Raw genomic sequence first — 15,667 nt, 5'->3', positions numbered from 1 at the left:
TCATCCTTCAGCCCTTTCTGTCATTTTTTTTCTGCAATGTAAAGGGCATATTGGATCAGGCTGCTGACAAACTTATCAAGGTGTGCAAACCGTGAATCCTTCGTCTGTCCCTTTTTCCACCTGTAATAGATTTGCTGACAAATGACTGCAAGCTTGAAATAAGCAAATGTTTGATAAAAATTCATGTTAGCCAGATCCCTGCCGCTTTTTCTTGCGTAATGCTCCAAAAATTCATCACGAGTCATGAACCCGGGTGTTACCGTGACCGGAGGCTTTCCCAACCCTTTTTTCAAAAGATCGGAGTCGTCGGGTTCGATCCAATAGCTCATCGCAACACCCAAATCAGCTAGCGGATCACCTACAGTTGTCATCTCCCAGTCGAATAATCCAACCATTTCGGTCATTTCCTCATTGAACATGGCATTGTTCAATTTGTAATCATAATGGATAATTGCCGGCGTTTCAGATTCAGACACATTCTTCAGCATCCATTGCTTTAACTGCTCAACGCCTTGAACGATATCCGTTTCCGCTCGTTCATACCGGCGAATCCACCCTATGACCTGCCTTTTCATGAAGCCGTCGGGTTTTGTCATTTCCGTAAGCCTTGTCTTTGTATAATCAATGCTGTGCAACTCTACAAGGTGGTTGACCATTGTGTCTGACAAAGACCTGCATATCTCTCTGCCAGGCGTAATGCCTTTAGGAAAATCAGTGTCAAGGACAATCCCGCGCTTTCTCTCCATCACAAAAAATGGACTTCCGATGACACTTTCATCAGCAAATAGAAAAGGTTCCGGAGCAGCATCGAAATGAGGGCTGATCTCTTTCAGGATTTTATATTCTCTTTCCATATCATGCGCTTTTGGTGCCACAGGACCAAGCGGGGGACGCCGTAAAACCGCCTCCCAGTCACCCATCTTCAGCTGGTAGGTTAAATTTGATTTTCCAAAGCTGAATTGCTGTATCGACAGGTTTACTTCAGGAAGATTCGGTAAATGCTCCCTTAAGTAATTTTCGATCGCTCTGGTATCAAGTTCTTCCCCTTGTCTGATTGGAATCGTATCAGAAGCCATAAGTACCATTCCTCCTTTTAGATGAAATATTTATTCGCGTTCTATGATTGTGGCGATTCCCTGGCCGCCGCCAATGCAAGCAGTGATGAGGGCGTAACGTCCGCCTCTTCGCTCAAGCTCATAAGCCGCTTTTGTGATCAAGATCGCTCCTGTTGCTCCCAATGGATGTCCATGGGCAATTGCCCCGCCATTGACATTGACTTTAGAATGATTCATGTTTAACTCTCTGTCACAGGCGATCACCTGCGCAGCAAATGCTTCGTTAATCTCGATGATGTCCATGTCATCAAGAGTCAGACCAGACTTTTCAAGTACTTTTCTGACTGCAGGTACCGGTCCAATGCCCATGATATTTGGATCCACCCCGGCTATTGCCTGCTCCCTTACGACCGCCATTGGTTTAACACCTAATTCCTGTGCTTTCATTCTTGACATAACAATTAACGCTGCCGCAGCGTCATTCAAGCCAGAACTGCTTCCGGCTGTGACCGACCCATTCGGTAAAAAAGCTGGCTTAAGTTGGGCCAGGGCTTCCAAAGTCGTTTGCGGTCTCGGATGCTCATCCTTGTTAAAAATAACTGGTGGACCTTTTCGGACTGGTATTGTGATTGGGACAATCTGTTCGTCAAACCGGCCTTCAGCCATCGCTGCCGCCATTTTTTGCTGGCTTTTAAGCGCGAATTGATCCTGTTCTTCCCTGCTGATTGAATATTTTGTTACTAGATTTTCAGCTGTGATTCCCATTGGCGGATCGCCGATTTCTTTCGGTGACAGCTGGGACTTCCTGAAACCTGGCGGCACAGGGCTGTAAGGTCTTTCCGGTTTATCCATTAAATAAGGTGCCCTGCTCATGCTTTCAATGCCGCCAGCAACATAGATATCACCCGCCCCTGCCCTAATTGCCTGGGCTGCAAGATTGACTGCATTGATACCTGATCCGCACTGGCGGTCGATCGTCAAGCCAGGCAATTCAAGTGAAAGTCCTGTTTGCAGAGCAGTCAACCTGGCAAGGTTCCCGCCTCCGCTGATGACATTCCCCATGATGACATCCTCGACCATTTCAGGCTGTACGTTTGCCCTCCTGATTGCCTCTTTGATAACCTCTGCCCCAAACACATGGGCAGGTACCGAAGCAAGTGCTCCACCCTGCCTGCCGATTGCTGTCCTGACTGCAGATACAATCACTGCATCTCTGTTCATGGATGCTGCCTCCTTTTACAGTACATGTGTTCCGCCATCGACTACCACTACATCACCGGTAATATAATCCGATGCTGGTGCTGCCAGGAATACTGCTACACCCTTAAGGTCAGTGTCAGATCCGAATTTCCGCAGCGGAGTTCCTTCAAGAATCGCCTGGCCGCCTTTTTCAAGCAGACCCTTTGACATCTTGGTCGGGAAAAAACCTGGTGCAATAGCATTAACGAAAATTCCTCGCGGTCCCCATTTTGCTGCGAGGTCCTTTGTAAAAGTAATGACAGCACCTTTGCTTGCGTTATATCCAATCGCATCCATAACTTTGGGATTGGACCCTTTCAGCCCTGCAACCGAAGCAATATTGATGATCTTGCCTGATTTTTGCTCCAGCATCACTTTTCCCGCCGTCTGTGACATTAAGAACGTTCCTGTTACATTGACATTCAGGACCTTTTGCCATGCTTCAAGCGGCATTTCCTCCGCCGGCGCTCCCCAGGAAGCTCCGCTGTTATTGACAAGGATATCGATCCTGCCGAATTTCTCGACGGTCTGTTCTACTACGTTTTTCACATCTTCCGGGTTGGTGATGTCACATTTCAAAGCAAGCGAGTCAACTCCGATTTCCTTCAACTTCCCGCTAACTTCTTCGCATGCTTCGACACGTCTTGAGCAAACGACCACATTCGCACCTGCCTCTGCGAATCCAATAGCGATTTGCTCCCCGAGACCCCTGCCTCCGCCTGTGACAATCGCTACTTTTCCTTTTAGTGAAAATAGTTCAGATACATGCATTGATGAATCCTCCTTACAAGTATTTTTTCAGTTCGTATCTTGCAATCGCTCGTTTGTGTACTTCATCCGGACCATCCGCCAATCTTAGAGTCCTGATATTCGCCCATGCAGCTGCGAGCGTGAAGTCATCGCTTACACCTGCCGCTCCGAATGCCTGGATCGCCCTGTCGATGATTTTGAGGGCCATATTAGGCGCAACCACTTTGATCATCGCAATTTCGGCCTTGGCTTCTTTGTTGCCGACTGTATCCATCATGTAGGCTGCCTTTAAAGTAAGGAGTCTCGCCTGCTCGATATCAATCCTTGCTTCCGCGATCCACTCCTGTATGACGCCCTGATCGGCAAGCTTTTTACCGAATGCAGTTCTTTGCAGAACCCGTTTTGACATCTCTTCAAGTGCCCGTTCAGCCGCACCGATCGTTCTCATGCAATGATGGATTCTGCCTGGACCAAGACGGCCCTGGGCAATCGCAAATCCTTTTCCTTCCCCCCATAGCATATTGGAGGCAGGCACCCTCACATTCTTGTATTCTATTTCCGCGTGTCCATGAGGGGCGTGGTCGTATCCGAATACAGGCAGAATCCTTTTAATCGTTACTCCCGCTGTATCAAGAGGAACAAGAATCATAGATTGCTGCTCATGCTTCGGGGCATCGGGGTCATTTTTACCCATCACAATGGCAATCTTGCAGCGTGGATCTCCAGCACCTGAAGACCACCATTTCGTTCCGTTAATGACATACTCATCTCCATCACGGATGATGCTTGCCTGGATGTTCGTTGCATCGGAGGAAGCGACGTCAGGCTCTGTCATCGAGAAGCAGGACCTGATTTCGCCATCCAGGAGAGGCTTTAACCATTGCTCCTTATGCTCTTCAGTTCCATAACGTACAAGGACTTCCATATTGCCGGTATCAGGCGCAGCACAGTTGAACACCTCTGGCGCAATACTTGACCTTCCCATGATTTCACATAGTGGTGCATATTCCAGATTGGTTAGACCTTCACCGTATTCACTCTCTGGTAAAAACAGATTCCAGAGCCCTTTTTCTTTCGCTTTCTCCTTAAGTTCTTCCATGATTGGGGGAACTTTGGAGAAGGGGTCTTTTTTGTCAATTTGGTCTTTATACACCTTCTCATTTGGATAAATGTATTCATCCATGAACTCAGTCAGCCTGGCCTGATATTCCTTGACCTTCTCCGTATGGTTAAAATTCATCCATACCACCTCTTTCTTTTTCATACTAACTAGTAGGTATGTTCAAGTCCTAATATTCTTTTTCCAGCTGAGCAGTGATAATGTTTTTCTGGATTTCCGACGTGCCCTCATAAATTCTTGTGATTCGTGCATCACGGAAATATCTTTCGACCGGATAATCAGAAATATAACCGAGACCGCCGTGAATCTGCACTGCTTTATCGGCGACCCTGTTGTAAACCTCGGATCCATATAGCTTTAACATGGCAGCTTCCTTGATGACCTTCTGTCCGGAATCAACCATCCAGGCAACTCGGTATGTAAAAGACCTGAGTGCTTCGATTTCAACAGCCATTTCCGCCAGCATATGGCTTACTGCCTGATGCTTGATGATTGGCTTCCCGAATTGGATCCTCTCTTTGGCATAGGCAACAGACATGTCAAGGAGCTTTTGGGAGGACCCCAGATTACGCGCCGCGAGGCCTGCCCTTCCATTGGCCAGTATTTTCAAGGCATTTACATAACCATGCCCTTCAGTCCCAAGAACATTTTCAACCGGAACCTCGCAATCCTCGAACACCAATTCAGCAGAATGGGATCCCTTTAGGCCCATCTTTTTTTCCGTTTTTCCGACCTTGAAGCCAGGAAAGTCCTTTTCGACGATAAACGAAGTGATTCCTTTCGCTCCTTTTTCATGGTCTGTCACTGCCATCACTGTAAATACACTTGCCTCTAATGCATTCGTAATATAGTGCTTCAAACCTTTCAGCACATATATATCGCCTTTTTTCACAGCAGTCGTCTTTAAATTAGCTGCATTCGAACCGGCATCAGGTTCTGTCAGGGCAAAGGCACCGATTTTCTCTCCGCTGGCCATAGCAGGCAAATATTTTCGCTTTTGCTGCTCATTGCCCAGCTCGACAATCCCGACTGTGCCGATCCCAGTATGGGCACCAATCAAAGTCGTATAGCCATTGTGGGTCTGGCCGATTTCCTCATACAATGCACATTTCTCCACCATGCCGATACCCAGCCCGCCGTATGCCTCCGGTATGCTTAATCCGAAAAGGCCTATTTCCCTGGAAAGCTGGATGATGTTTTCCGGGATTTTTTCCTCTTCTTCAATTTTCATCGCAACAGGCTCGATCTCACTCTGGATGAAATCACGGACATTTCTTTTTAATGTCAGTAAATCCTCGTCAAAATCAAAGTTCACTTGGGTTCAACACCTCGTTTCTGCTATTTCTTTATTGAAATAGGGGTTTAGGACAGAATCTAACCTCTTTATTCCTTAAAATTTGTGTTTATTCCTTAAACTCGCGGCTTTATTCCTGAAAATATGTGTTTATTCCTGAAACTCGGGGCTTTATTCCTGAAATTTTTGTTTTAATCCTGAAAACTATTTTCAAAAATCCCGTTATATTCCTAAATGGCATCCAAGCCTCCGCTATAGGAATAAACCCAGCAATTCTATGCCGGGTTTTGGTTATTAAGAAGCATACCGATGGTACAGGACATCTCCCTTAATGACTTCATTGCCATTTTGATTGACTGCTCTAACGTTGAACCTAAGGGTGTTTTCATTTTCCTCTGCCAGTTCTGCCTTGAGAGTGACGACGTCATTCAGGAAGACCATTCCTTTAAAACGAATTGTATAATCTTGAATGAATCCTTCCTCATAAAATTCGGTGAAAAGCTTTGCCAGGTTCCCCATTGTCCACATGCCGTGAGCAATGATTCCCGGCAGCCCCGCTTTTTTCGCTTCTTCATCGATTGTATGGATTGGATTGTAATCTCCTGAAGCACCGGCATATTTAATCAGGGTAATCCGGTCGACCGGATCTAGCTGAACCTCCTTCAGGGATTCTCCTGCCTTCAATCCTGCTAAACTGCTCATCCGATCAGCACCTTCCTTACCGCTTCTGTGATAATGACCGTTTGCGTGGAGGAAAAGACTAGTTTCCCCATTTCGTCTTCACCAAAGCTTTCTAATACCAGGAAGCCCATTTCACCCTGGGTTCCTTTCTTTTCGAAATAATTTTTGACCACCGAGTAACAGATTATTTCTTCACCTACCAGCAATGGTCGCTCGTAGTGATAAGTCTGTTCCCCATGGATCAGACCTTTATTAGGAAGATTCAGCCCCTGTATTGTTCCGTAATCGAAAGCCCTTGGAAATGTAGGCGGCGCAATGTTCCTGTTATATCGTGACTTTTTGCCTGTTTCCTCATCAATGAAAATGGGATGAAGATCTCCGATGGCTTCGGCAAATTTCCTGACAGCGCCGCGTTCCACAAAGTTTTTTACTTTATTGGATTGTTTGCCAATATGCTCTTTGAACACTGACTTGTCACCTCACATTAATTTTTTGGACCGCCAGCTACATAAATGACCTGGCCGTTGACAAAGGACGATTTTTCATCAGCAAAGAACGCGACTGCGTTGGCGATATCCGCAGGTTTTCCGCTCCTGCCGACCGGAATGCCAGCGACACTGTGTTTAATCAGGTCATCGAATGAGATTCCGATACGAGCTGCAGTTTCCTTCGTCATTTCTGTCTCAATAAACCCAGGTGCGACCGAGTTGGCTGTTATTCCATAACGGCCAAGTTCGATTGCAAGAGTTTTAGTGAAACCCTGGAGACCTGCCTTGGCAGCTGCATAGTTTGCCTGGCCCCTGTTTCCAAGGGCGGAGGTTGAGGATATATTGATAATCCGGCCATATTTCTGTTCAACCATATACTTCTGAGCTGCTTTCGCTGCATTGAATGAACCTTTAAGGTGAACGTCCATGACGGTTTGCCAGTCGGAATCCGTCATTTTAAAAAGCAGGTTATCGCGGATAACGCCGGCGTTGTTCACAAGGATGTCGACAGAGCCAAAAGTGTCTTGCACTTCTTTCATTGCCTGTTCAACCTGCTCGGAGTCCGTCACATTCGCTACCTTGGAGTAAACGTCATATCCCTTCTCGCGCAACTCGTTTGTTGTTTCCGCCAATGCCTCCTCATTCAAGTCAATAAAAGCTACCTTTGCTCCTTCCTCGGCGAAAAGCTGAACAATCCCTTTTCCGATTCCTCTGCTGCCTCCCGTCACAAAAGCAACTCTTCCCTCAAATCTTCCTGCCATTCTATTTCCTCCTCTATCTATCGAACTGTTAACGCTTTCATTTGTCCGTTATACAAACTGGCCAATCTTCACATGCCCTTTCAATAGGTCCCTGGCAATGATCATCCGCTGTATTTCATCCGTGCCGTCGTAAATTCTCCAAAGTCTGGCTTCACGGTACCAGCGCTCGATTGGCAATTCCCTTGTGTAGCCCATACCGCCGTGAATTTGCATGACTCGGTCGACAACTCTGTTGCCCATATTTGAGCCATACAATTTTGCCATCGATGCCATATGCCTGTTATCTTCACCGGCATCAAGTGTATAAGCCGCATTAAGCACGAGCCATCTTGCCGCTTCGATTTCCACAGCAGAATCGGCAATCATCCACTGGATAGCTTGTCTTTCAGCAATCGGTTTGCCAAAGGTAATCCGCTCTTTGGAATAATCAATGGCCATTTGCAGCAAGCGCTCAGCGGCACCAATCGCCCTGGCGCCAACAACCCATCTTGCGAATCCGATCCATTCCAATCCCAGTTTATAGCCGCCATCGACTTCGCCCAGGATATTCTCCTCTGGTACGCGGACGTTATCAAATACCAGCCCCGCCGGTCCCCATTCGCCCATCGTATGTATGAATTCTGATTTCCAGCCCATTTCACGGTCGACGATAAAACAGGTTACCCCGTCACGGCCTGTGGCACGGTGTTTTTCTTTATCAGTGATCGCAATGACCATGACAAAGTCTGCTTCGTTTCCGCCTGTTATGAACGTCTTTTCACCATTCAGGACCCATTCATTCCCGTCCTTCACAGCCGTCATTTTTATATTTCTTGTATCCGACCCCGCCCCAGGCTCTGTCATCGCGAAGCACGATTTTTTATCACCATTGATGGTTGGAATCAGGTACTTCTGCTTTTGCTCTTCATTTCCATAATAAAGAATGTTGTCTGCTGAACCGCCAAATTGGAATGGCACGAACGTTTTAGAAACTTCCATCAGGACGATGGCCATCATCATCTGGCCCAAATCTGCACCGCCATATTGTTCCGGTGTATTGATTCCCCAGAATCCCGCCTCTTTAGCTTTCAGCTGCAGTTCAAGCATTTTTCCGGGAGGAAGGCTTGGACGTCCTTCTCTTTCATTTCTTAACACTTCATTTTCGAGCGGCACTAATTCTTTTTCTACAAATCGGCGAATGGTCTTTTGCACCATTTTTTGTTCTTCTGTAAGGCGTAAATGCATTCAAGTCACTCCCATCGTATTCTTCAATTCTGAAAGTCTATTAAAAATATATGTCTGGATTCCGAATTACATACCTACCGGTTGGTATGTAAGTTTTATTTTAGAGTGAAATTTCTGAAAAATCAAGTTATTTATATAAAAAGCGTAAGCGCCTTGTCCAGCCTCGACAAGCGCTGGAGTTGGATTATGAAAACTACCTGTAGTTATCCATAACTAAATCATCTTATAAATTACTTAAAAATAAAAAATGCAGGGAATACTCCCTGCTAGAAATGTGGTAAATGATCAAGGTTGTTTTCTTTAATTCCATCAGGTTCGCTCCTGAGAATATCCCGGCCATATTTATGGAATACATCCACATGGTCCAGTTTCCCCGCTTTAGCCTCAGTTAGGGCGGAAATATAATCAAGCTCTCTTCCGCTTTCTGTTTTAAAAGCAATCAGGTCGCCATCATCATTTTTACGGACGGCAACGATTTGTTCTTTTCCTGATTGTGGTGTGTTTGCTTCCAGTTCCGCTTGCTCCCGGGTTTGCTCCTTATAATCATTGTAAATCTGGTTAAAGTCTTTACTTTCCATAAAAACACCTCCCGAACATATGTTTAGTGTTCGCTATAAGGAGATTTTTATACAAAATGCTCTGTTTAAATCGACTGTTGATTTTCTGCGCCGTCCACTAATCAACAGGGCTTTATAACAACATTGGGCTTTAACAGAAGAGCTAGACAAAAAAAGGGTGACAATAAGTCACTCCTCAAAAAGGCTGCCATGCCAATGTTCGGGCTTTATTGAACCGCTGCTCGACTTCTTTCCAATTGACTACCTTCCACCAGTTTTCAACATATTTAGCCCGCTCGTTCTTATACTGCAGATAATAAGCATGCTCCCAAACATCCAAGACAAGTAAAGGGACAACATCCCATTGCGATAAATTCTGGTGTTTTTCTGCCTGGAGGATTTCCAGCCTATGGGAACGCGGTGACCAAACCAGGATTGCCCAGCCAACAGCCTCAACATTTTTCGCTGCTTCTGAAAAATGCTTTTTGAATGCATCAAAGCTGCCAAATGAGTCGTTGATCGCTTTTCCGAGCTGTCCTTTTGGGGTGCCGCCGCCATTTGGGCTCATGATGCTCCAAAAGATTGTGTGAAGATAATGTCCAGCCCCATTGAAGGCTGCTTCTCTTTCCCAGTGTTTAATCAAACCAAAATCCCCAGTTTGTCTTGCCTTTTGCATTTCTTTTTCAGCCTTGTTCAATCCATTCACATAGCTCTTGTGGTGCTTTAAATGGTGAAGTCTCATTATCTCCTGATCAATCACAGGCTCAAGCGCATCATAAGCATAAGGCAACGGAGGAAGTCTGTGGCCGCCTATAGGGACAGGCTGAAGTCTCTGGCCTTGCTGGCGCTCACTTTCCAAGTCAGACCCACCCAAATAACTGTCCAGTTCGTCATATAAGTTTCTCGCCTGAGCATACAGTGCTTCGTCATCGACTGAGTGTTGCGTATCTTGTTTCAATGTCAGAAGGTTTTCCTTCCATTTTTGTAATATGGCCTCATCACCAGATCCCCTGAGCTGCCCTTTATATGAACCCAATCTCGCTTCCATCTCGCTGCACCATTGCAGCAATGAATATTTGTACCAATACCCGTTCATTTTATCTCCTCCCCAAAACAGCATCCATAATCAAAATATGAACAGAACTGATAGGTGATTACAGTAAAACAAGATAAATGTTTCCTTTGATTCAAGTAATAAGTTTATAATATGAATGTTAAGATTATTATGAGAGGAGTTTGATTATGGCATATCCTAATACAGAGGAAACGTTGAGTTTATTAAAGGAATTGGTCAGCATCCCAAGTCCTTCAGGAAATACGAATGAAGTCATTACATATGTAGAAAATTATTTAAAAGAACTACAGGTTGAAACGAAACGAAACCGCAAAGGCGGATTGATTGCCACTCTTCCTGGCAAGGACCAGCAGAACCACAGAATGCTGACAGCCCATGTTGATACTCTCGGAGCGATTGTAAAAGAAATTAAGCCAAGCGGGCGCCTAAAGCTTGATTTGATTGGCGGCTTCAAGTATAACTCGATTGAAGGCGAGTATTGTGAAATTGAAACTTCAAGCGGCAAAAAGTTTACCGGAACGATTTTAATGCACCAGACATCTGTGCATGTCTACAAGGATGCAGGCAAAGCAGAACGCAACCAGGACAATATGGAAGTTCGAATTGATGAAAAAGTACATAGCGTGGATGACGTGAGGGCACTTGGAATTGAAGTAGGAGATTTTGTTTCTTTTGATCCGCGTGTTCAAATGTCACCATCAGGATACATTAAATCACGTCACCTTGATGATAAGGCAAGTGTCGCGATCCTGCTTCAGTTGATCAAACAAGTTAAGACAGAAAACATCGAACTTCCTTATACAACACACTTTTTGATATCCAATAACGAAGAAATTGGCTATGGCGGAAATTCTAATATCACGCCGGAAACCGTTGAGTATCTGGCGGTCGATATGGGAGCAATGGGTGATGGCCAGTCTACCGATGAGTACACAGTCTCCATCTGCGTAAAGGATGCAAGTGGCCCATATCATTACGAGCTGAGGAAAAGGCTGACTCAGCTTGCAATCGACAATGAAATCGGCTACAAACTCGATATTTACCCATTCTACGGATCAGACGCATCTGCCGCTATCCGTTCAGGACATGATATCATCCATGGCCTTATCGGGCCGGGGATTGACTCTTCCCACGCTTTCGAAAGAACACATAAGGATTCTATCGAAAACACAGCGAAACTCCTGTACCACTACGTCCAATCTGACATGATTTTATAAGAGTAAAAGGTGATCACTGCAATGAAGTGATCACCTTTTTTGTATGAGATATTGGTAAAAGCTGAGGTACCTTCTCACTCTCTCCCGTTTCTTTATTTCACGGCCTCTTCGGTAACGGACTCAAACGGCCAGGCTGGAAGCATATTGGATAAGGGCTTGTCGATTCGATATCCTAATACATACTCTCCTTGCATGACTGTGTGGATTTCTCGTGTTCCTTCGTAAATGACAGGTGCCTTGGCGTTCCTTAAATACCGTTCAACCGGATATTCGTTGGAGAAACCATATGCACCGTGGATTTGGACGGCATCATTTGCGGCTTCATAGGCATAGTCGCATGCCTGCCACTTGGCAAGCGAGGTTTCCCGGGTATTCCTCTTGCCCTGGTTTTTAAGGCAGCCTGCACGGTAAACGAGCAATCGTGATTGTACCAACCCCGCTTCCATCTTGGCGATCATTTGCTGGACGAGCTGGTGTCTGCCGATCTCTTTGCCAAAAGTGCTTCGTTCATGACAGTACTTCACACTAGCCTCAAGGCTCGCCATAATTGTGCCACAAGCCCCCGCAGCAACAGTAAAGCGGCCATTATCCAATGCAGACATTGCAATTTTAAACCCATCCCCCTCCTGACCCAGCAAATTTTCTTTAGGGACCTTTACATTATCAAAGAAAATTTCACCGGTATTTCCGGCCCTAATACCCAACTTTCCTTTTATCGCTTTGGATGAAAATCCTTCCCAGGTTCTCTCCACAATAAAGGCAGAAATGCCGTGGTGTTTTTTACTTTTATCCGTATAGGCAAACACCAGAAAATGGTCTGCTGCATCACATAATGAAATCCATGTTTTTGATCCATTGAGTACGTAGTGATCTCCTGCGTCACGCGCCGTTGTCTGCATGGCGGCTACATCAGAACCTGCATTTGGTTCGGTAAGCCCGAACGCTCCACCCTTCTGTCCTTTTGACTGAGGAACCAGGTACTTATGCTTTTGTTCCTCATTCCCCCACTGTAGCAAGGTCATGCTGTTCAGCCCGGTGTGCACCGATACCGCTGTCCTGAAGGCCGTGTCGCCGCGCTCAAGTTCCTCGCATACGATCGCAAGGGAATTATAATCCATGCCGCTGCCGCCATATTGTTCTGGTATACAGACACCCATGAGTCCCAGGTCGGCAAGCCTTGTTAAAATACTTGTTTCAAAATGCTGTTTCTCATCCCAATCTTTTATATAAGGCATGATTTCCTTATCGACAAAGCTCCTGACCGTTTTTCTTAATAGCTCTTGCTCCTCAGTAAAATCAAAATTCATCATCTAACCACTCCTTTATAAACTTTAGCTGTTAGAAAACTGTAAAAAGAGGGTGAATCAAAGACGGATTCCCCTCTTATATCCATTTTATTTTACACCTAATGGGACGACCTGCTGGCCGACAGCCTGGATCAGTTCTTTTGGCATCGGGAAGGATACGGCTGCAGGGTCCCTGGCAACGGCACCCGCAACCCGCTCAAGGTCTTCCTCGGTTAAATTGAATTCTGTAAAGTCCGATGACAATCCAGTCTTATGCTGAAGAAGGCGCAGCTTTTCAATCACTTTTGCCAGTACGTCCTCATTTTCTTCATGAGCATCAAAGTCAACCCGCAATGCTGAGGCTAGCTCTTTTACCTTTGGAAGATACAAGCTTGGTACATATTCCATCACCACAGGCAGGAAAATGGCATTTGCCAGTCCATGTGGGATTCTAAACAAGGCTCCATATGCATGGGCGAAGTTATGGACAGGAATGGCATTCAAGGCAAAACTGAAGGCGGTTATTCCCATTAAGCTGGCCTGAAGCATTTCCATTCTCGCATCAAGATTGGAACCTTCTGCTACTGCGATCGGAAGATTTTTTTCAATCAGCCTGATTGCATGCAAGGCATGGGCATCTGTCAGTGCTGTAGCACTCGGAGATGCAAATGCCTCGATTGCATGTGTGAGGGCATCAAAGCCGGTAAAAGCCGTGATTGCCGGCGGCAGTCCTACTGTCAAGTCAGGGTCAAGCACTGCAATGTCCGCACTGAGGAAAGGATTGATGATATTGCCTTTCATCTGGATGTCCTCATTGTAAATGACCGCGATCGGCGACACCTCGGATCCTGTTCCCGCAGTTGTCGGAATGGCAATGTGCGGGATGGGGATATGGGTTGCCTTTGGGAATTGCTCGAATAAAAAGCCGCCGGGGATCGCTTCCTTGATGTCGGTTAGCCCTTTATGCATGGCATACTTTACTCCCTTAACTGTGTCAAGCACGCTGCCGCCTCCGACAGCGAGCAATCCGTCAGCCCCCACTTCCCTCGCATACCGGAGAGCTTCATTCACCGAACGGCTTTCAGCATCCTGGGCAATGTCGACGTAAATCCCAGCAAGTTCAGGTCCAGTACCTTTACCTGTCAACTCGAAAATCTGTGCGACTTTATCTACTACTCCGGCTTTTTCCAGACCCCTGTCGCTAAAAAGAACAACTCTTTTAGACCCTAAGCCCTTGAACAAATCAGGTACCATTGCACGAGAGTTTGTTCCACTGTAGATTGCTGAACGAAGGGAGAACTGTGATAATGTTGTCGTTTGCATCCTTTTCACCTCATATGAATTTTTTGAAAATCGTTTATTCAGCTGTATTGGATAAAAGCAGTCCATACCATGTTCGCTTATGTGCTTCAGGAACCATCGAGGTATGCACATGCTTGACTTGAGTGTAGGCATCCAGTGAATGCTTGCCCATTTCGCGGCCGATTCCGCTCTGCTTGTATCCGCCAAATGGGGCATCATTGCGCAGCATATGCCAGTCATTGATCCAGACCACACCTGCCTGCAGCTTGCGGGCAACCTCATAAGCTTTATTCACATCCCTGGTCCATACGCCGGCAGCTAGACCGTAGATCGAGTCATTCGCCATTTTGATTGCTTCATCAACATCTGTATATCGAATCACAGACAAGACCGGACCGAAGATTTCTTCACGGGCAATTTTCATGTCATTGGTTACATTTGTGAAGATTGTTGGTTGAATAAAATGTCCATTTTCACAGCCAGCAACCATAGCTTCGTTTCCGCCGCAAACTAGGGTGGCTCCTTCTGCTTTTCCTGCTTCAATATAAGATAAAATCGTTTCTTTTTGCTTTTTGGAAATGACCGGTCCCACATCAGTTGCAGGGTCAAGTGGATTGCCAAGCTTGATTTTCCCAGCCAGCTTGACAAGATTTTCAACGATCACATCATGCAAATGATCCGGAACAAACAGTCTCGTGCCCGATTCACAAAGCTGGCCCGAGTGGAGGAACACTCCAAATAAGCTTCCTGGCAGTGCGATGCTTAAGTCAGCATCCTCCAAAATGATGTTAGGTGACTTACCGCCAAGCTCAAGTGTTGTGTTCTTAATTGTCCCTGCGGCCAGCTGCATCACCTTTCGGCCCACTTCAGTCGACCCTGTAAAGGCAACCTTATCAACTTTTGGGTGACTTGCCAGCTTTTCCCCAACTTCAGCACCAGGGCCAGTCACGACATTAATGACTCCAGGAGGGACGACCTGTGAAATGATTTCAGCCAGCTTCAAAGTCGATAAAGGAGTGTAGCTTGCCGGCTTGACGACAACCGCATTTCCCATTGCCAAAGCTGGAGCGATTTTCCATGTAGCGATCACCATTGGCAGGTTCCAAGGAGTAATCGCTGTGCAAACTCCGATTGGTTCGCGCCAGATAAAATTATGTGCCGGTCCCGGGAATGGCGGACTTGGCAGCGTTTCCGAGAATTCATATTCTTCAACGAACTTGGCTAATGTCTGGAACAAATCGACCATTTGCAGAATATCATTTGCGCCAATTCTCCTCACCGTACCGCCGGAACTGACCGCTTCAAGGTAAGCCAATTCTTCTGCATGGGCAGCTATTTGATAGGAAATTGCATAAAGCACTTTCGATCTGTCCTTTGGCTTCATATCCTTCCAGTCGGTTTCATCAAATGCCTTACGTGCTGCGTCAACGGCCCTGTCCACATCGGCTGCATTCCCTTTTGCCACTCGTGCCACCAGTTCTCCAGTCGCCGGATTATAAACATCAAATGTTTCCTGGCTGCTCGCTGCCTCCCATTTTCCATTAATGAATAACGGGAACGTTTTTACATCGAGATTTACAGTCATTTTGCTTCCTCCTCTATCTCTTTTAAATTGGTT

Annotated in this window: 15 protein-coding genes; 1 reads left to right on the top strand and 14 read right to left on the bottom strand. The window is 46.0% G+C overall.

Going from position 1 to position 15,667, the window contains the following annotated elements:
* Positions 1–20: 20 nt before the first annotated feature.
* The 11 genes from J7E35_RS08570 to J7E35_RS08520 form a co-directional block, all read right to left on the bottom strand.
* Positions 21–1,076 carry a phosphotransferase family protein gene (locus tag J7E35_RS08570; protein WP_214778877.1) on the bottom strand — a complete coding sequence of 352 codons (1,056 nt, stop codon included), beginning with the start codon at positions 1,074–1,076 and terminating at the stop codon, positions 21–23.
* Between the two features lie 30 nt (positions 1,077–1,106).
* The gene (locus J7E35_RS08565) at positions 1,107–2,276 is read right to left on the bottom strand and encodes a thiolase family protein (RefSeq protein WP_214778876.1); all 1,170 of its coding nucleotides are present in this window, start codon (positions 2,274–2,276) and stop codon (positions 1,107–1,109) included.
* 15 nt (positions 2,277–2,291) lie between these two features.
* Positions 2,292–3,065, bottom strand: a complete 774-nt coding sequence (locus tag J7E35_RS08560; RefSeq protein ID WP_214778875.1) for an SDR family oxidoreductase — start codon at positions 3,063–3,065, stop codon at positions 2,292–2,294.
* Positions 3,066–3,078: 13 nt separating this feature from the next.
* Positions 3,079–4,284 carry an acyl-CoA dehydrogenase family protein gene (locus J7E35_RS08555; RefSeq protein ID WP_214778874.1) on the bottom strand — a complete coding sequence of 402 codons (1,206 nt, stop codon included), beginning with the start codon at positions 4,282–4,284 and terminating at the stop codon, positions 3,079–3,081.
* A gap of 49 nt (positions 4,285–4,333) precedes the next feature.
* The gene (locus tag J7E35_RS08550) at positions 4,334–5,479 is read right to left on the bottom strand and encodes an acyl-CoA dehydrogenase family protein (protein ID WP_214778873.1); all 1,146 of its coding nucleotides are present in this window, start codon (positions 5,477–5,479) and stop codon (positions 4,334–4,336) included.
* Between the two features lie 273 nt (positions 5,480–5,752).
* The gene (locus J7E35_RS08545; RefSeq protein ID WP_214778871.1) at positions 5,753–6,160 is read right to left on the bottom strand and encodes a MaoC/PaaZ C-terminal domain-containing protein; all 408 of its coding nucleotides are present in this window, start codon (positions 6,158–6,160) and stop codon (positions 5,753–5,755) included.
* A complete protein-coding gene (locus J7E35_RS08540) occupies positions 6,157–6,606 on the bottom strand; it encodes a MaoC family dehydratase N-terminal domain-containing protein (protein WP_214778869.1) in 450 nt (149 codons plus the stop codon). Before J7E35_RS08540 ends, J7E35_RS08545 begins: the two co-directional genes overlap by 4 nt.
* A gap of 17 nt (positions 6,607–6,623) precedes the next feature.
* Positions 6,624–7,388, bottom strand: coding sequence for a beta-ketoacyl-ACP reductase (locus tag J7E35_RS08535; protein ID WP_214778867.1), 765 nt, complete (start codon positions 7,386–7,388; stop codon positions 6,624–6,626).
* A 48-nt stretch (positions 7,389–7,436) separates the two neighbouring features.
* Positions 7,437–8,612 (bottom strand): acyl-CoA dehydrogenase family protein, encoded by a 1,176-nt coding sequence (locus J7E35_RS08530; RefSeq protein WP_214778864.1) that lies wholly within the window; start codon positions 8,610–8,612, stop codon positions 7,437–7,439.
* Positions 8,613–8,878: 266 nt separating this feature from the next.
* Positions 8,879–9,190, bottom strand: a complete 312-nt coding sequence (locus J7E35_RS08525; RefSeq protein WP_214778862.1) for a DUF3892 domain-containing protein — start codon at positions 9,188–9,190, stop codon at positions 8,879–8,881.
* A 175-nt stretch (positions 9,191–9,365) separates the two neighbouring features.
* Positions 9,366–10,265: a superoxide dismutase gene (locus J7E35_RS08520; RefSeq protein ID WP_214778859.1), complete on the bottom strand. Its 900-nt coding sequence runs from the start codon at positions 10,263–10,265 to the stop codon at positions 9,366–9,368.
* A gap of 146 nt (positions 10,266–10,411) precedes the next feature.
* Here J7E35_RS08520 and J7E35_RS08515 point away from each other — a divergent pair, with 146 nt between their 5' ends.
* Positions 10,412–11,461, top strand: a complete 1,050-nt coding sequence (locus J7E35_RS08515; RefSeq protein WP_214778857.1) for a M42 family metallopeptidase — start codon at positions 10,412–10,414, stop codon at positions 11,459–11,461.
* Between the two features lie 92 nt (positions 11,462–11,553).
* On the opposite strand, the gene J7E35_RS08510 is transcribed toward J7E35_RS08515, so the two are convergent.
* From J7E35_RS08510 to J7E35_RS08500, 3 genes are all read right to left on the bottom strand, one after another.
* Positions 11,554–12,768 (bottom strand): acyl-CoA dehydrogenase family protein, encoded by a 1,215-nt coding sequence (locus J7E35_RS08510; protein WP_214779334.1) that lies wholly within the window; start codon positions 12,766–12,768, stop codon positions 11,554–11,556.
* A gap of 87 nt (positions 12,769–12,855) precedes the next feature.
* Entirely contained in the window at positions 12,856–14,070 is a 1,215-nt protein-coding gene (locus J7E35_RS08505) for an iron-containing alcohol dehydrogenase (protein WP_214778855.1), read from the bottom strand.
* A 34-nt stretch (positions 14,071–14,104) separates the two neighbouring features.
* Positions 14,105–15,634 (bottom strand): aldehyde dehydrogenase family protein, encoded by a 1,530-nt coding sequence (locus J7E35_RS08500; RefSeq protein ID WP_214778854.1) that lies wholly within the window; start codon positions 15,632–15,634, stop codon positions 14,105–14,107.
* Positions 15,635–15,667: the final 33 nt, after the last annotated feature.

Origin of the sequence: Bacillus sp. ISL-45, assembly GCF_018613195.1 — a bacterium.
GTDB lineage: Bacteria > Bacillota > Bacilli > Bacillales > Cytobacillaceae > Mesobacillus.
This window is presented reverse-complemented; position numbering and strand designations above follow the sequence as displayed.